This is a genomic window from Streptomyces sp. NPDC020898 (assembly GCF_044333925.1).
Classification (GTDB): Bacteria; Actinomycetota; Actinomycetes; order Streptomycetales; family Streptomycetaceae; genus Streptomyces.
On the sequence record NZ_JBIRRV010000009.1, the window covers coordinates 98664 to 115656 of the forward strand.

A 16993-nucleotide genomic window follows, 5' to 3' on the forward strand; every position below is an offset into this window, starting at 1 on the left:
TCAGCGGGTCACAGCAACCCGTCCCACATCTGCTCCAGCAGCACGGACCACCAGCTCTCCGGGGAGCCGAGCGCCGCCGGGTCGAGGGCGGCGAGCTGGGCCTGGAAGTCGACGGTCCAACGGCCCGCCTGCTCCTGGTTCAGGCCGTAACGCAGCCGCCACATACGGCCGAGCAGCGCCAGAGAGCGCGCGAACTCGGGCAGCCCCGTGTTCACGAACTGCGGCGGTACGGGCGCCCCGCCCGGCCCCGCCTCCACGGGCACGGCGACGATGTTCGCCGTGCCGTACTGCACGCAGATCGCCTTGCCGAAGTCGCTGCCCATCACGAGGTACGACCCCGCGTCCGACGCCGGCCGCACCCCGCGCTCCTGCGCCAGCTCGGCGAGCGTCGGCACCGGCCGCCCCGGCTGGGCCTGCGCCCAGAAGAACGGCCCCATGTCGGCCGGCAGCCCGGCGACGACGAGGGTGTGCGCCACGATCGGCGGCACCCCCTGCCGCGACACCGCCGCCTGGTCGAACCGGAACACCGCCGGCCCGAACGCACCGGCCAGCTCCTGTGCGACCGCCTCCGGCGGAATCGGCGGCGCGGGCTGCACGGGCGGAAGCGGCGTACGTACCGGCCCCGGGCGCGCCGGACCATCCGCGACCTGGTGCAACTCGCCCTGGTGCGCGAGGAGTTGGGCTATGCCTTGCTGACGGCTCGCGTGATCGGTGCCGTAGAGGGCGATGTTCGTGATCCGGGCGTTCGGCCACTGCTCGCGGATCATGCGCGCGCAGTAGGCGCCCGGCAGCTCACAGCTCTCCAACTCGGTGTGGAGTTCGAGGACTTGATCCGGCGGGACGTTCAACCCCCGCAGCTCGTGGAAGATCTGCCACTCCGGATGCGGCGTCCCCGGCGCGGAACGCCGGATCAGCTGCTGCTCCGACCCGTCGGGCGCCCGATAGCGAAGCACGGCCTGATAACCGGGCCCAACCGTGGGCTGACCGGACTGGGGGTAGCCGTAGGAGGGGGGCTGGGAAGCAGGAGACGGCGCAGAGAGATGGGGAGCGGGCGGCCCGGAGAGGTTGGGGGCCGGCGGCGGCGGAAACCCCTGAACAGGCGCCGCCTGCCCGGGAGCGGCCATGCCGGGCACCGGCCGACCGCCGGGGGGCGGGGGCATCGCGCCGGGGGGCATGGGGGGCTGGGGGCCGCTGGTCGGGGGCGTGCCGGGGGCACCGGGGCTGCCGGGGGCACTTGGCACGCCGGGAGCACCAGGGAACCCGGAGGTGCCCTGCGCACCGTGGGGGCCCGCAGATCCGGGGCTACCCGGGGCACCTGGCCCACCGGGGGCGCCAGGGAACCCGGGGGTGCCCTGCGCACCGTGGCCGCCCGCAGACCCGGGGCCAGCCGGGGCGCCGGGAGCTCCGGGGAACCCGGGGGCACCTTGAGCACCGTGGGGACCCGGAGACCCGGGGAAGCGCGGAGCGCCGGGCGTGCCAGGGGCGCCCGATGCGCCAGGGGCAGCCGGTGCGCCAGGGAAGCCCGGACCGCCGGGAGCGCCCGGTGCAGCCGGGGCACCAGGGACACCCCGCGCGCCAGGCGCCCCGGGTGCACCGGGGGCCTGGGGCGGCGGGGGCGTGCCGGGGGCGCCGACCGGGGGACCGGCCAGCATGGTCTCGGCGTGCGCGGCACCGGAGGCTCCAGGAACGCCGGGAGCCCCGGGAGCGGACGGCACGCCCGGCACGCCGGGGGGACCCGGAGGCTGGGGCACGCCGGGGGCACCCGGAGGACGGGGCGCGTTGACGCCCCCACCCTGACCGGGGTCGGCGAACATCGTCGCGGCCTGATGGACACCGCCCGGAGGCGCACCGCCGGGCGAGTTGGGAGCACCGGGCCGGTTCGGGACGCCAGGCACACCCGGAGGCAACGGAGCACCCGGAGCACCCGGAGCACCCGGAGCACCCGGAGCACCCGGAGCACCCGGAGGCAACGGCGCGCCAGGCGGATTCGGAGCGCCAGGCCCACCCGGGGCACCGGACGCGCCGGGCCGGCCAGGCATCCCCGGCGTACCCGGAGACTGGGGCGCGCCCGGAACTCCGGGAGCCCCCGGAGGCTGAGGCGTACCGGGCCGACCGGGGTCGGCGAACATCGTCGCGGCGTGGTGAACGCCCCCAGGAGGCGCACCCCCGGGCGAGTTGGGAGCACCCGGCGCACCTGGGGCACCCGGAGGCACCGGAGGGCCGGGCGGATTCGGGCCGCCAGGCACGTTGGCGGTGCCGGGCACCGGCCCGCCAGGGCCCACGGACCCTTCGGACCCGAGCGCCGACACGAACTGCGTCGGTACGTACCCACCCGCAGGCGCACCCGGCGCACCGGGCCCCGTCGGCGGCGGCACAACTCCCGGACGCGCGCCCGGAGTTCCCGGCGCACCCGGCGGAGGCGGGGCACTCGCACCGCTGCCCCGCGCACCGCGCGGCGGCGGCGCCTTACTGGTCGCGGCGTCGGCGATGTCACCGGCGTTGGGCGCGAGCGCCCGCCCCGACGGATTCGGCGCACCGGGCGCACCCGCGCCCTGCGGAAACCCGTACCCCGAAGCCCCCGGAGCACCCTGCGCACCCTGCGCCTGCGGATACCCGTACGAGGGCCCACTCGCCCCCTGCGGACCACCTGGAGCGCTACCGACCGGCGGCCCCTGCGGATACCCGTACCCCGAAGCGCCCGGCCCACCAGGCGCCGCAGCCGAAGCCCCCGGCCCCGAAGCCCTGTCGAAGGCGTCGTCGTCGCTCAACGGCGGCGCGAAGACGGTCGCCGGGAGCGGCACGGAGCGGTCCTCGCCCGCGTCCACGCTGGTGGTGTCGGTGCCGGTCCAGGGCGTGGCCCCCGGCGGCACCGCGTCCGCCGGCACCGCGTCCGAAGGGGCCCCGGAAACCGATGGCGCAGCCGAGGCCGCCCCGCCGCCGGAGGCACCCGCAGTCGAACCCGACGCCGAACCCGCCCGCCGATCCTGGATCCCCAGTTTGTCCGCCGCCTCCTGCAACCACTCCGGCGGAGTCAGCAGGAAGGACGTCTGGTTGAGGTCGACCCGGGCCGGAGGCGCCGGCACCGCGTCCTCGACGGCGGCCTGACGGCCGTACTCCTCCTCGTACCGGCGGATCACCTCGCCCACCGGCAGGCCGGGCCACAGGGTGGCCTCGCCGCTGTCCCGGGCGAGGACCAGCCGCTGTGCGCCCCCGTCCGAGCGCGGACCGTCGGCGCGGTCCTCCGACCAGACCACGAACCCGAGCTCGAACTCCCGTACCCGCACCTCCCGGTGCTGGTACGACGGCACATCCCCGTTGATCCATTCCTCGGCGCGCTCCTGCGCCTGTGCGAACGTCACCATCGGTCAGTCACTCCCCCGCCGAAGACACCGTAGGTACTGGCACCGCACGGGCGAAGCCGCCGTCCACCATCAGGTTCGCCACCGTCTCCAGCTCCGGCGGATTTCCCGCGAGCCGGGACAGGAACTGGTCGAAGTCGTCGCCGCACGGCAGCAGCAACCGCCGTACCCGGTCGAGCGGTGGCACGGCCGGGTCGGCGTCCCGCACGTCGTCGTACGCGCAGAACCACACCGAACCGAGCCGCTCGCCCTTCACCTTCACGGCCAGCAGACCGCCCTGTACGAAGCCGACGCACAGGTAGTCCTTGGTCAGATGGTCGCGCAGACACTTGTTGACGTACACGAGGTCGTTCACCGCGGCCTCGTCCCGCACCGTGAAGAACGGCTGGTCCACCAGCAGCCCCAGCTCGGCGTCGAGCGCCGCACCGACCGGCGCGCACCCGCCCGCCGCCTTCAGGAACGAGCGGTAGGCCCCCGGCAGGCGGTAGCCGAGGTCCTCCTCGACGCCCTGCACCTGCTGCTCGGTCACCGCCACCGCCGACTTGGGCAGCGCGAAGTGGGTGGGCCGCGTCTCCTGCAGAGGCCGCGTACCCCTCTTGTCGTGGTCGACGGCCGCCGTGGCGATCCCGCCGTGATGCCGCAGCAGCGCCTTCACCTCGACCGGAACGAGTTCCAGTCGCCGGCCGCCGGGTACGTGGTGCCACGTCCAGCCGTGCGGAGTCGCCACCGCCGGCACCGTGTCCCACAGCTCGTGCCCGGACGCGGCCAGCACGGCGTTCGCCGACACGTAGTCCGTGAGCCTCAGTTCGTCGACGCCGAAGCCCTCGGGCGGCTCGGCGATCTCGGCCGCCGCACGCGCGTAGAGCGAGAAGTCCGGATAGCCGCGCTCGTCCATCCGCACCCCTCTCGGGTGCCGGGTGGCCCGGACCGGGTCCGGGAAGTGCACGACCTGCCCGGCATAGGCCGCGTTCGGCGGAGCGGCTCGCTGCCCGAGCCGACCTGTCGTCATGGCGGTTTGCCCCCTGCGGCGTTCTGTAAGGCCTGTACATCAGTAAGGCCCGTACGTCTGTCACGTCATGTCACGTCAAGTCACATCACCCCCGTCCCACCTGCCAGCACATCAGTGCGGACAGTGGACCGGACGGCGCTGCGGATCGCGGTTGCCCGACAGCCTATGCGGTACGCCGACACCGGTCACCGGGCCTCCGGTTCCGTGACCTGCCGTCACCCTGCCGTGACGGTGCGACGAAGCCCTGGCGTGTCACAGCGCCCCAGCTTCCGCACCAGCCACGCTATTTGGCACTCTGTGTCCGCCGGGGGGATGTACGGGGGAGGCACCAAAGGGGATGACGATCATGAACGCGACACAGACGGGAAGGCCGACAGGAAGGCCGACGGAGGGGTCGGCCGCAGGGCACCCGGGATCAGCGATGCCCGGAATGTCCGGTGGGGCCGGCAGACCCGGCGGCGATCCCCGGGTCGGCTGGAGCAGCAGCGAGACGCCCCGCGTCCCCGCCCTCCGCCACCGCCGCGACGGCATACTGCCGACCGTCGCCGCCGCCCTCTCCGTACGCGGCGAGACCCTCACCGGCACGGCGGCGCGCGGCGACCAGCCGCCCGCCCTGCACCCCCTCGTCCAGGACTTCCTGGACAGCCTCGCCACCACGCAGCGCGACCGCGCGACCGGCCGCTGCGCCGAGGCACTCCTCATATCCCGGCAGATCAGCGTCGCCGACGAGGGCCGCAGCAGACGCGCCGCCCGCAAGCCCATGACCAACGGCGAGGCCCGCAGGGCACTGAAACAAGCCAAACTCACCGCCCGCCGCATCCGCGAGGACGGCGACCCCCTGCACGGCAGCTTCGCCGCACCCTGCCGCTCCTGCACAGCACTCAGCGCCCACTTCGGCGTCCGCATAGTCGACCCGTCGGCGACCACCGACTGACGCACCCGCACACACCAACCGCTCCCCCGCCCCCGCACACAACCGCACCACCCGCACGACGGCGCCGCACCACTCGTACGCGCCGGTCCCTGACGCCGACGATCGAAGGGCAGATGCACACCGACCGCACGTCCACCACCCGCTTCCCCGTACCCGTCGACGCCGCGCTGCGCGCCGCCGGCTGGCAGCCCGGCCGCTGGGACATAAAGCAGGCCGAGATCTGGGCCGACGCCCTGCGCGGCCACGCCTCCCCCGCCGGACACCGGCACGCGGTCTTCCCGGCCGCCGTGGAAGCCTGGGCGGAGTTCGGCGGCCTGCACATCGCGCCCCCCGGCCCCGGCCGCCAGGTCGCCCCCGTCGCCCTGCACCTGGACCCCCTGCACGGCCTCCACATGGCCCGCACCCTCGCCGACCTCGGCCGCGCCCTGGACACAGAGGTCTGCCCCCTCGGCGAGGAACCCGAGACACAGTCGCTCCTGGCCATCGACACCGAGGGCCGCGTCTACGCCCTGGACCACACCGGCGACTGGTACCTCGGCCCGGACCTCGACCAGGCCCTGGCAACCCTGGTCACCGGCCTGGAACCGGTACGCCTGACAGCACCCTGAACACCCTGAACACCCTGAACCACAGCCCGTCCGGCCGGCCTAGGTCGGAATGACGGCCGACACCCGAAAACCCCCGGCCTCCGTCGGCCCGGACACGAAGACGCCGCCCAGCGCGGCCACCCGCTCCTTCATCCCGAGCAGGCCATTGCCACCGGACGGCAACCGGACGGAGGCGGCCGAGGCCGGCTCGGGTGGCGGCTCGTTCTCCACCTGCATCGCGATCTCGCCGCCGCGATGCGCCAGCCGTACGTGCGTCTTGGCGCCCGCCGCGTGCTTGTGGACGTTCGTCAACGCCTCCTGCACCACCCGGTACGCCGTCTGCTCCACCTCGGCGCCGTACGACCGCTGATCCCCCTCGACCGTCAGATCCACGACCATCCCCGCCGCCGCCGACTGCCCGATCAGCTCGTCCAGCTCGGACAGACAGGGCCCGTCCAGCGCCCCGTCCTCCGCGGCCGCCCGGGAAGCCGCAGCGGCGGCGGCCATGCTCACGGCGGCCAACGGCACGGTCTGCGCCCGCCGTTCCAGCCCGTCCCCCGTCCGCAGCACCCCGAGCATCTCCCGCAGCTCGGTCAGCGCCTGGCGCCCCATGTCGCCCACGAGAGCGGCATTGCGCACCGCCTTCTCTGGGTCCTTGCGGGCGACGGCCTGGAGGGCGGCGGCGTGCACCACCATCAGGCTGACCCGATGCGCGACCACGTCGTGCATCTCACGCGCGATCCGCGTCCGCTCCTCGTTCCGCGCCCACTGGGCCCGCTCCTCGGCCCGCTCGGCCAGCAGTTGAAGCTCCCGCTCCAGACTGTCGGCCCGCTCCCGCAGACTCTCCATGAGCCGCCGCCGGGCCCCGACATACAGCCCGAGAAGCAGGGGCGGCGCGGTGACACCCAGCGACGTCGTGATGGCGACGATGGGGACGAACCAGTCCCCGATCTTCAGGTTCCCGTTCTCCAGGTCCTGCTGCGACCGTACGAACGTCACGATGAGCGTCCCCACCATCGACATCCCCGCCAGCGCCCCGGTGATCCGCCGGGGCAACTCGGAGGCGGCGAGCGTGTACAGCCCGACGATGCCCATCAGGTAGCCCATCTGGGCCGGCGTGATGGCGATGGCCACGAGCACGACGGCGATCGGCCACCGCCGCCGCAACAGCAGCACGGACCCGGCGACAAGTCCGAACACGATTCCGACGGACACCGGGATCGCCGCGTCCTTCGCGAACTGGATTCCCTCCGTCGCGCACTCCGCCGCGGACACCAGCGCGAGACCCCCGTCAAGCACCGCACTGCGCCACCTGGCCCACCACAACGGCCCGGTCAGGGCCGCGGTGTGGTCTTCCCCCGTCGTGGTCATGCGTCCAGCCTACGGGCGCCACCCCCCGCTTTTCCGGCGAGTTTCCGCGACTGGCCTACACCACACGCCGCAATCAAACAGATTCGAAACCTGCCGGAATCCCTCGAACTGCTGAATCGCACACCGTTCGACCCCGGAAGCGATGATTCCGCCCCGAGGGTTTGCCCATGGAACATGCATGCGGCAAGTACGCGGACTTCGAGGGGTTGCGGGAGCGGGCGGTGGCTTTGCGGCGCGAAGGGCTGAGCCGCCGCCAGATCCGCGACCGCCTCCACGTCGACAACAACGACATCCTCAACCGCCTCCTGGAGGGCGAGCCGCCCCCGGACTGGACGAAGCGCCCGAACGCGAAGGACGACCTCCGGCACCGAGCGAGGGAACTCCGGCTCCAGGGCTGGACGTACGACCGGATCCAGCTGGAACTGGGGTGCTCGAAGAGTTCGATCTCGCTGTGGGTACGGGACCTGCCGGCGCCGGAGCGGCAAAAGCGGACGCGTGAAGAGGCTTCGGCGATCGCCAAACGAGGCTGGGAGGCCACCCTGCGGCTGCGCGAGGAGGAACGGCAGCAGACCAAACAGGCAGCGGCGGAAGAGGTCGGAGAGCTGACGGACCGGGAGCTGTTCATGACCGGCATCGCGCTCTATTGGGCGGAAGGCGGCAAGGACAAGCCCTACGCCCGCCGAGAGACCGTCACCTTCGTCAACAGCGACCCCGGCATGATCAAGGTTTTCGGGGCCTGGCTGGACCTTCTCGGGGTTGAACGCGAGCGCCTTCGCTACAGCGTCATGATTCACGAGACCGCGGACGTAGCGGCAGCCGAAGAGTACTGGGCCGATCTCGTGGGCGCCGACCGCTCCGCGTTCTACAAGACGACCCTCAAGAAGCACAACCCCAAGACGGTCCGGAAGAACGTCGGCGACTCCTACCGGGGCTGCCTGGCCGTCAGGGTCCTGAAGGGAGCCGATTTGTACCGTCGCATCGAAGGCTGGTGGTCTGGCATGGTGGTGGAGGCAGAGCGGCGAACCGCGTAGGCTTCGCCTGGTAATCCCCCGTGGTGTAATCGGCAACACGCGTCGCTTTGGACGATGTATTTCAGGTTCGAGTCCTGGCGGGGGAGCCATACTCGATACGGGCCCTGACAGCACAGTCAGGGCCCTTACTCATGTCCCACACGAAACGCCCCGGTATCCTGCGGATGTCACCCCCACCCCCTCCGCAGCCGAAGGGCCACACCCCGTGAGCGCCAATCGCCCCGCCGCCGTCGTCGTACTCGCAGCGGGTGAGGGCACCCGTATGAAGTCGGCCACACCCAAGGTCCTGCACGAGCTCTGTGGCCGTTCCCTGGTCGGCCATGTGCTCGCCGCCGCAGGCGAGTTGGACCCCGAGAACCTGGTCGTCGTCGTGGGGCACGCCCGCGAGAAGGTCACCGCCCACCTCACCGGGGCCAACGCCGGCGTCCGTACCGCCTACCAGGCGCAGCAGAACGGCACCGGTCACGCCGTACGCATGGGGCTCGAGGAACTCGGCGGGGTGGTCGACGGGACCGTGGTCGTCGTCTGCGGTGACACCCCGCTCCTCACCGGGGCCACCCTCCGCGCCCTCGCCGCGACCCACTCCGCCGACGGCAACGCGGTGACGGTGCTGACCGCCGAGGTGCCGGACGCGACCGGGTACGGGCGGATCGTGCGGGACGGGGCCTCGGGGGCCGTGACGGCGATCGTCGAGCACAAGGACGCGAGCGACGCGCAGCGGGCGATCCGGGAGATCAACTCCGGTGTCTTCGCCTTCGACGGGCAGCTGCTCGCGGACGCGCTGGGGAAGGTGCGCACGGACAACAGCCAGGGCGAGGAGTACCTCACCGACGTACTCGGGATCCTGCGTGAGGCCGGGCACCGGGTCGGGGCCTGTGTGGCCGCCGATCACCGGGAGATCGCCGGGATCAACAACCGTGTGCAGCTGGCCGAGGCGCGCCGGATCCTCAACGACCGGCTGCTGACCGGGGCCATGCTCGCCGGGGTGAGTGTGATCGACCCGGCGAGTACGTGGGTCGATGTCATGGTCACCTTCGAGCAGGACTCCGTCGTCCACCCGAACACCCTGCTCCAGGGCGCCACGCATCTCGCGGAGGGCGCCGAGGTCGGGCCCAACTGCCGGCTCAAGGACACCCGGGTGGGCGCCGGGGCGCGGGTGGACAACACCGTCGCCGACGGCGCCGAGGTGGGGGCGCAGGCGAGCGTGGGGCCGTACGCCTATCTGCGGCCCGGTACGCGGCTCGGGGTCAAGTCCAAGATCGGTACGTACGTCGAGACGAAGAACTCGTCGATCGGCGAGGGGACCAAGGTGCCGCACCTGTCGTATGTCGGGGACGCGACCATCGGTGAGTACAGCAACATCGGTGCGGCGAGCGTCTTCGTGAACTACGACGGCGAGGCCAAGCATCACACCACCGTCGGGTCGCACTGCAAGACGGGTTCGGACAACATGTTTGTGGCGCCTGTCACGGTCGGGGACGGTGCCTACACCGCGGCCGGCTCCGTGATCACGAAGGATGTGCCGCCCGGTTCGCTGGCCGTGGCGCGGGGCCAGCAGCGGAATATCGAGGGCTGGGTGGCCCGTAAGCGTCCCGGGAGCGCGTCGGCGAATGCGGCCGAAGCGGCCACCCGGGAGCCGGGCGGCGAAAGCTGACCGGAAACGGGCAGGTCGTACTCGGGCTACCGTGATAGATGCACACCCGCACACCCCCAGCTGAGCCGGCCTCCAGAGCTGACCACGTCCGGAAGGCCTCTCCACACCCCAGCTGAGACACCTCTGAGGAGACAGTGCTGTGACCGGGACCAAGACGACCAGCGAGAAGAAGAAGATGATGTTCTTCTCCGGCCGCGCCCACCCCGAGCTTGCCGAGGAGGTCGCCCAGCAGTTGGGGGTCGGGGTTGTCCCGACGAAGGCCTTCGACTTCGCGAACGGTGAGATCTACGTTCGCTATGAGGAGTCGGCGCGTGGAGCGGACTGCTTCGTGATCCAGAGCCACACGGCTCCGATCAACCAGTGGATCATGGAGCAGTTGATCATGATCGACGCGCTGAAGCGCGCGTCGGCCCGCTCCATCACCGTGATCGTGCCGTTCTACGGTTACGCGCGGCAGGACAAGAAGCACCGTGGACGTGAACCGATCTCGGCGCGTCTGATCGCCGACCTGATGGAGACGGCGGGCGCGGACCGCATCCTCACGGTCGATCTGCACACGGACCAGATCCAGGGCTTCTTCGACGGCCCGGTCGACCACCTCTTCGCGCTTCCGCTGCTCGCGGACTACGTGGGTGCCAAGGTCGACAAGGGCAAGCTGACGGTCGTCTCGCCGGACGCGGGCCGCGTGCGGGTCGCCGACCGCTGGTGCGACCGTCTCGGTGCGCCGCTCGCGATCGTGCACAAGCGGCGCGACAAGGACGTGGCGAACCAGGTGACCGTCCACGAGGTCGTGGGTGAGGTCAAGGGCCGCGTGTGCGTTCTCGTCGACGACATGATCGACACCGGTGGCACGATCTGCGCCGCCGCGGACGCCCTGTTCGCGCACGGTGCCGAGGACGTCATCGTGACGGCGACGCACGGTGTGCTGTCGGGTCCGGCGGCGGACCGGCTGAAGAACTCCCGGGTGAGCGAGTTCATCTTCACGAACACACTGCCGACGCCGGGTGAGCTGAGCCGCGACCTGGACAAGATCAAGGTGCTGTCGATCGCTCCGACGATCGCGAGCGCGGTGCGTGAGGTCTTCGAGGACGGTTCGGTGACGAGCCTCTTCGACGAGCAGTAGGCCGACCCCGGCTTCTGCCGGATCGCTTCTGCATGATCGATTTTTCTCCGGCCTCCTTCGCCGAGTAGTCTGTGCAAGTTGCTCGGCGAGGGAGGCCGTCCCCGTGTCATTCACGGGTCGGTTGTCCGTTATCGACGCGCTCTTCGTAGCAGGCCGTTCGTGGCCGGGTGACCTGTCCGTCTCTCACCCGTACGAGGAGTGAAAAGCATGTCTGAGGTAAAGCTCGCCGCCGAGACCCGCACCGAGTTCGGCAAGGGTGCCGCCCGGCGTATCCGCCGTGACAGCAAGGTTCCCGCCGTTGTGTACGGCCACGGCGGCGACCCGATCCACGTCACGCTGCCGGGCCACGAGCTCCAGCTCGCCCTGCGTACCCCGAACGTCCTGCTCAGCCTGGACATCGAGGGCAAGACCCAGCTCGCGATCCCGAAGGCCGTCCAGCGCGACGCGCTCAAGGGCTTCCTCAAGCACGTCGACCTGCTGCTGGTCCGCAGCGGCGAGAAGGTCAACGTCGAGGTCTACGTCCACACCGAGGGCGAACTGGCCCCGGGTGCCTACCTGCTCGAGCACGTGCTGAGCACGCTGAACGTCGAGGCCGAGGCCACGCACATCCCCGAGTCGGTCACCGTCTCCATCGCGGGCCTGGAGGCCGGCGCCGCCATCCTCGCCAAGGACATCCCGCTGCCCGAGGGCACCACGCTGGTGACCGACGAGGACGCGGTCGTCCTCCAGGTCCTGGCCGCGCAGGCCGAAGAGGCCGCCGCCGAGGGCGACGCGGCCACCGAGGCCTGATCCGCACCGCCACCGTTCTGCCGCCAGCCGCTGTTCCCGGCCTCGTCGCCGGGAGCGGCGGCTGGCGTGTGTGAACCGGCGTGCGGGAACCGACACGGTGTTGAAGGAGACATGCACGTGACGACCGATGCGTCCGCCCCCTGGCTGATCGTGGGGCTCGGCAATCCCGGGCCGGAGTACGCCATGAACCGGCACAACGTGGGGTTCATGGTGGCCGACCTGCTGGCGGAGCGGATCGGCGGGAAGTTCAAGCGGGCCCAGAAGGCGCAGGCGCAGGTCCTGGAGGGCCGTATCGGGCCCCCCGGACCGGGGAGCCGCCGGGTGGTCCTGGCAAAGCCGATGTCGTACATGAACCTGTCGGGCGGCCCGGTGAACGCGCTGTGCGACTTCTACAAGGTGCCGCTCGACCATGTCGTGGCGGTCCATGACGAGCTGGACATCGACTACGGGGTCCTGCGGCTCAAGCTGGGCGGCGGGGACAACGGGCACAACGGTCTGAAGTCGATGACGAAGGCGATGGGCCCGGACTACCACCGGGTGCGGTTCGGCATCGGGCGCCCTCCGGGCCGTATGCAGGTGGCCGACTTCGTGCTGAAGGACTTCGCGTCGGCGGAGCGCAAGGAGCTGGACTACTTCGTGGACCGGGCGACGGACGCGGTGGAGTGTCTGGTGTCCGAGGGGCTGGAGCGGGCGCAGAGCGCGTACAACTCCTGAGGCCGGAGATACGTACGCACAACTCCTGACTTTGTCGGGCAGGAGTTGACCGATCGCACGGGCATGGCCAATGATCCCGGCCATGTCAGCCACCACCCACCGGGCAGCCAAGTCCGCCTCCGCCGCACCGCGGCTCGGGCGTCTCGGGCGGCTTGCCGTGATGGGCACGGTCGCCGCGCTGATCCTGATCGCGGGTGTCTGGGCGTCCTGGGGGACGGCCCAGCACGTGATGCTCGTCAAGGGGCGCGAGCAGGGCACGATGACGGTGTCGGGGTGCGACGACGATGTCTGCACGGGGTCGTACCGGCCGGTGTCGGTGGGGTCGACTGCGCGGGGCAAGGTCGTTCTCGACCAGTCGGTCGGGGTCAGCGAGGGTGAGACGTACACCGTGGTCGTGAAGCCCGGCAGCGGTGACGTCGTGCGGTCCGGTCCGGCCGGTTTCCTGTACGCCTGGGTGCCGCTGGGCGGTGCGCTGCTGCTCGCCTCGGTCGTGGTGGCGGGCGGGCTGGGACTGACGCGGGCGGGGTGGGCGCTGGCCGGTTCGGGAATCGCACTCCTGACAGCGGCTTTTGTGGCGCTCTGAGCCGGTTCGGCTGTGGAGAAACCGTGCGTTGTCTGTTCGTGATTGACCGCGGGTCGGGCGGGGCTGGAAGCTGAGCCGCCCCCTCCACATCTTCTCCGCTCGACTCTCGAAGATGGACTGCCCATGCGTACGCTCATCCGCGCCGGCGCGCTGACCGCCGGCGTCGCGGCCACGCTGTTCCTGGCCGCCCCCGCCCACGCCACCCCTGCTGGTGACAACGGCACCGTCAAGATCCACGACGCCACCACCGACGAGGAGCTCCGCCAGAACGAGCCCCACGTCTGCGCCTTCTACCTCGACGCCTTCGGTTTCGACGCCGTCCAGGAGGTCGACTGGCACATCGAGGCGTGGGCCCCGACCGAGGGCGGGACCGTGAAGTCCGGCGAGATCACCCTGGACGCCGAGGGCCACGGCCGTACGGAGGACCTGTCGCTGCCCGACGGGCACTACAAGCTGTTCTGGACCTTCGAGGGCGAGAAGGGCTCCGCCAAGCACAAGGTGTTCTGGACGGACTGCCCGGCCGACGAGGGCGGGGGCGGCGGCGCGACACCGTCCTCCTCGGCCTCCCCCTCGTCGACGGCCCCGGACGGGGCGTCGGCCTCCCCGAGTCCGTCCGAGTCCGAGTCCGGTTCCGGCACGGCGGCGACCCCGACCCCGGCCTCCGAGTCTCCGGCGTCCGCGTCCCCCTCCGCCCAGGGCGCCGCCGGTGATCTCGCGGAGACCGGCAGCAGCGCCCCGGCGGGCCTGCTGTCCGCCGCCGCGCTCGTCCTCGTCGGCACCGGTGGCTACCTGGTGCTGCGGCGCCGGAGGACTGCCGGCAACTGACGTACGTACGCAGGACATGGCGACGCCCCCGTGCCGCACCAGGCGCACGGGGGCGTTGTCATGCCGGTCAGCCGGTGTTGCGCAGGCCGGCCGCGACTCCGTTGACCGTCAGGAGCAGGGCGCGGGCGAGGAGCGGGTCCGGGTCGGCGCCCGCTGCCGCCGCGTCGCGCTGGCGCTTGAGGAGGGTCACCTGGAGGTAGGAGATCGGGTCCAGGTAGGCGTCGCGGATGGTGAACGTCTGCTGGAGGACCGGGTTGGCCTCCAGGAGCTTGCCCTCGTGGGTGATGCGGAGGACTTCGCGGACCGTCAGTTCGTGTTCGGCGCGGATGGTGTCGAAGACGTGCTTGAGCTCGTCCGGGACGAGGGTGTCGACGTAGTGCTGGGCGATGCGCAGGTCGGTCTTCGCCAGGGTCATCTCGACGTTGGAGACGAAGTTCCGGAAGAAGTGCCACTGCTCGTGCATCTCGTCGAGCACGGTGTCGAGGCCGGCTTCACGCAGCGCCTTCAGGCCCGAGCCGACCCCGAACCAGCCCGGCACGATCTGCCGTGACTGGGTCCAGCCGAAGACCCACGGGATGGCCCGCAGACCGTCGAGGCCGGCGCCGGAGTCGGGGCGGCGGGACGGGCGTGAGCCGAGGTGCAGGTCCGCGAGCTGGTCGACGGGGGTGGCGGCGAAGAAGTACGACGGCAGGTCCGGGTCCTCGACGAGGCGCCGGTAGGCGTCGTGGGCCGCGTCGGAGACGAGGTCCATCGCCGCGTCCCAGCGGGCCAGGGACTCGTCGGACTGGCGGGGCGAGGTGTGCAGGGCGGAGGCCTGGAGGGTGGCGGCGACCGTCAGTTCGAGGTTCTCGCGGGCCAGCGAGGGGACCAGGTACTTGTCGGAGATGACCTCGCCCTGCTCCGTGACCTTGATCTCGCCCTCCAGGGTGCCCCAGGGCTGGGCGAGGATCGCGTCGTGCGAGGGACCGCCACCGCGGCCGACGGTGCCGCCACGGCCGTGGAAGAGGCGGAGCCGGACGCCGTAGCGATGGGCCACGTCGCGCAGCCGGCGCTGGGCGCGGTGGATCTCCCACTGGGAGGTGGTGATGCCACCGAACTTGGAGGAGTCCGAGTACCCGAGCATGACCTCCTGGACGTCACCCCTGAGCGCGACAAGGCGCCGGTACGACGGGTCGGAGAGCATGTCCTCCAGGATCGTGTCGGCGGCCTTGAGCTCGTCGGTGGTCTCCAGGAGGGGCACGATGCCGATCTTGGCCCAGCCGGCGTGCAGGTCGATCAGACCGGCCTCGCGGGCCAGCACGGCAGCGGCGAAGACGTCGTCGGAGCCCTGGCACATCGAGATGATGTACGACTCGATGACCTCGGGCCCGAAGACAGCGAGCGCCTTCTTGACGGTCTCGAACACGCCGAGCGTCTTGGCGGCGGCCGCGTCGAGGGGGGCCGGGGTGGGCGCCAGGGGCCTCCTGGACCGCAGCTCCTTCGCGAGGAGCTTGTTGCGGTACTCGCGGGGCATGTCCTCGTACCGCCAGGACTCCTCGCCCAGCCGGTCGAACAACTGGCCGAGGGCGTGGTGGTGGGCGTCCGCGTGTTCCCGTACGTCCATGGTCGCGAGCTGGAGGCCGAAGGCGGCGAGCGTGCGGATCGTCCGGTCCAGGCGGCCGTCGGCGAAGAGGCTGCCGCGGTGTTCGCGCAGGGAGGTCTGGATGAGGGTGAGGTCCGCGAGGAGCTGGCCGGTGCCGAGGTAGTCGCGGCCGGGGGCGTGCGGGGTGCCCTTGGCCAGGCGCTGCTTGGTGTTGGCGAGCTTCTGGCGGATGCAGGTGGCCTTGAGCCGGTAGGGCTCCTCGGCGTTGAGCCGCTTGTAGCGGGGGCTGATCTCGGGCAGGAGTTCGATGTCGGCCCGGAGGGACTCCAGGAGTTCCTCGGTGGCGCCGGTGTAGCGGATCGAGTTGGAGAGGAAGCCGCGCAGCTCGTCGATCAGTTCCAGGGCGTCGTTGATGCCGTGCTCGTGCTGGAGGATCAGGACGTCCCAGGTGACCTGCGGGGTCACGTTGGGGTTGCCGTCGCGGTCGCCGCCGATCCAGGTGCCGAAGGTGAGGGGCCGCGTGTCGTCGGGGAGCTTGACGCCGACCCGCGCCAGTTCGGCCGTCAGGTCCTCGAGTACGTCGCCGACCGCGCCGGCGTGCAGTTCGTCGAGGTAGTAGATGGCGTTGCGGGCCTCGTCGGCCGGTTCCGGGCGGACGACGCGCAGTTCGTCGGTCTGCCAGACGAGGTCGATGTTCTCGGCCAGACGGGTGTCGTAGCGGCGTCGGTCCGCCTCGATGACGGGGGTCTCCAGCAGCGCGGCGATACGGCGCAGCTTGTTGAGGACCGAGCGTCTGGCCGCCTCCGTCGGGTGGGCGGTGAAGACGGGGCGAACGTTGAGGTTCTTGACCGTGGCACGCAGGTGGTCGGGGTCGGCGTCCTTGAGCCGGTCGGCCGTACGGGCCAGCAGCCCGCCCTCGGCGGCGCGCTTGGCGCGCAGTTCACGGCCCCGGTGGACCTGCTCGGTGACGTTGGCGAGATGAAAGTAGGTGGAGAAGGCACGGACGAGCTTGGCGGCGGTCTCCAGCTCGGTGCCGCGCAGCAGCTCGGCGGCGGCCTCGCCGTCCTCGCGGGTCAGATGGCGGACCTTCTCGACGAGTTCCAGCAGCTCAGGGCCCTCCTGGCGGACAAGGGTCTCGCCGAGCAGGTCACCCAGGCGCCGGATGTCGGCGCGCAGCTCGCTGCTGGTCGTGGTCGTGGCCTGGCCATGGTCGTCGGCACTGCTCACAGGTGCGGCTCCTTGCAGTGTGGAAACTCGGCGGGAAGCGTCCCGGGGCGGTGTCCAGGACGGCGGGGCCGCACCGGGACCGGGTATCGGGGACGGGCATACGGGCGGGGCATCCGGGAAACTGAACAGAACGGACCGCGCTGTCCGACCGACTCCAGGATAGGTGTCGACCTGGACGCGCAGAATTTTGGGCTCTTGCCGCCGG

The 16993-nt window shown here is 71.4% G+C and carries 14 protein-coding genes and 1 tRNA gene; 11 read left to right on the forward strand and 4 right to left on the reverse strand.

Annotated features, from left to right (window positions below; all coding sequences use genetic code 11):
* Positions 1-8: 8 nt before the first annotated feature.
* A complete protein-coding gene (locus ACH4TV_RS27195) occupies positions 9-2489 on the reverse strand; it encodes an SUKH-4 family immunity protein (RefSeq protein ID WP_398402985.1) in 2481 nt (826 codons plus the stop codon).
* Here ACH4TV_RS27195 and ACH4TV_RS27200 point away from each other — a divergent pair.
* Positions 2488-3105: a hypothetical protein gene (locus tag ACH4TV_RS27200; RefSeq protein WP_398403026.1), complete on the forward strand. Its 618-nt coding sequence runs from the start codon at positions 2488-2490 to the stop codon at positions 3103-3105. The genes ACH4TV_RS27195 and ACH4TV_RS27200 overlap by 2 nt on opposite strands.
* A gap of 264 nt (positions 3106-3369) precedes the next feature.
* Here the strand turns inward: ACH4TV_RS27200 and ACH4TV_RS27205 are convergent, their stop codons facing one another.
* A complete protein-coding gene (locus ACH4TV_RS27205; protein WP_398402504.1) occupies positions 3370-4368 on the reverse strand; it encodes an SMI1/KNR4 family protein in 999 nt (332 codons plus the stop codon).
* A 337-nt stretch (positions 4369-4705) separates the two neighbouring features.
* On the opposite strand from ACH4TV_RS27205, the gene ACH4TV_RS27210 reads away from it, so the two are divergent.
* Both ACH4TV_RS27210 and ACH4TV_RS27215 read left to right on the forward strand, forming a co-directional pair.
* On the forward strand, positions 4706-5302 hold the full coding sequence (locus ACH4TV_RS27210) for a YwqJ-related putative deaminase (protein ID WP_398402506.1): 597 nt from the start codon (positions 4706-4708) through the stop codon (positions 5300-5302).
* 113 nt (positions 5303-5415) lie between these two features.
* Positions 5416-5910 carry an SUKH-3 domain-containing protein gene (locus ACH4TV_RS27215; RefSeq protein ID WP_398402508.1) on the forward strand — a complete coding sequence of 165 codons (495 nt, stop codon included), beginning with the start codon at positions 5416-5418 and terminating at the stop codon, positions 5908-5910.
* A gap of 39 nt (positions 5911-5949) precedes the next feature.
* Here the strand turns inward: ACH4TV_RS27215 and ACH4TV_RS27220 are convergent, their stop codons facing one another.
* A complete protein-coding gene (locus tag ACH4TV_RS27220) occupies positions 5950-7260 on the reverse strand; it encodes a sensor histidine kinase (RefSeq protein ID WP_398402510.1) in 1311 nt (436 codons plus the stop codon).
* Between the two features lie 167 nt (positions 7261-7427).
* Between ACH4TV_RS27220 and ACH4TV_RS27225 the strand changes: the two genes are divergently transcribed.
* The 8 genes from ACH4TV_RS27225 (at position 7428) to ACH4TV_RS27260 (ending at position 13979) form a co-directional block, all read left to right on the forward strand.
* On the forward strand, positions 7428-8291 hold the full coding sequence (locus ACH4TV_RS27225; RefSeq protein WP_398402512.1) for a hypothetical protein: 864 nt from the start codon (positions 7428-7430) through the stop codon (positions 8289-8291).
* 14 nt (positions 8292-8305) lie between these two features.
* Positions 8306-8380: transfer RNA gene (locus ACH4TV_RS27230), tRNA-Gln, on the forward strand.
* Positions 8381-8496: 116 nt separating this feature from the next.
* Positions 8497-9945: a bifunctional UDP-N-acetylglucosamine diphosphorylase/glucosamine-1-phosphate N-acetyltransferase GlmU gene (gene glmU / locus ACH4TV_RS27235; RefSeq protein ID WP_398402514.1), complete on the forward strand. Its 1449-nt coding sequence runs from the start codon at positions 8497-8499 to the stop codon at positions 9943-9945.
* A 139-nt stretch (positions 9946-10084) separates the two neighbouring features.
* Complete coding sequence (locus tag ACH4TV_RS27240; protein WP_398402516.1) at positions 10085-11068, forward strand: ribose-phosphate diphosphokinase; 984 nt, start codon at positions 10085-10087, stop codon at positions 11066-11068.
* A gap of 207 nt (positions 11069-11275) precedes the next feature.
* On the forward strand, positions 11276-11857 hold the full coding sequence (locus tag ACH4TV_RS27245) for a 50S ribosomal protein L25/general stress protein Ctc (RefSeq protein ID WP_398402518.1): 582 nt from the start codon (positions 11276-11278) through the stop codon (positions 11855-11857).
* Positions 11858-11968: 111 nt separating this feature from the next.
* Complete coding sequence (gene pth, locus ACH4TV_RS27250; RefSeq protein ID WP_398402520.1) at positions 11969-12571, forward strand: aminoacyl-tRNA hydrolase; 603 nt, start codon at positions 11969-11971, stop codon at positions 12569-12571.
* A gap of 82 nt (positions 12572-12653) precedes the next feature.
* Entirely contained in the window at positions 12654-13154 is a 501-nt protein-coding gene (locus ACH4TV_RS27255; protein ID WP_398402522.1) for a hypothetical protein, read from the forward strand.
* A 123-nt stretch (positions 13155-13277) separates the two neighbouring features.
* Positions 13278-13979 carry an LPXTG cell wall anchor domain-containing protein gene (locus ACH4TV_RS27260; protein WP_398402524.1) on the forward strand — a complete coding sequence of 234 codons (702 nt, stop codon included), beginning with the start codon at positions 13278-13280 and terminating at the stop codon, positions 13977-13979.
* Positions 13980-14046: 67 nt separating this feature from the next.
* On the opposite strand, the gene ppc is transcribed toward ACH4TV_RS27260, so the two are convergent.
* Positions 14047-16788: a phosphoenolpyruvate carboxylase gene (gene ppc, locus ACH4TV_RS27265; RefSeq protein WP_398402526.1), complete on the reverse strand. Its 2742-nt coding sequence runs from the start codon at positions 16786-16788 to the stop codon at positions 14047-14049.
* Between the last annotated feature and the right edge of the window lie 205 nt (positions 16789-16993).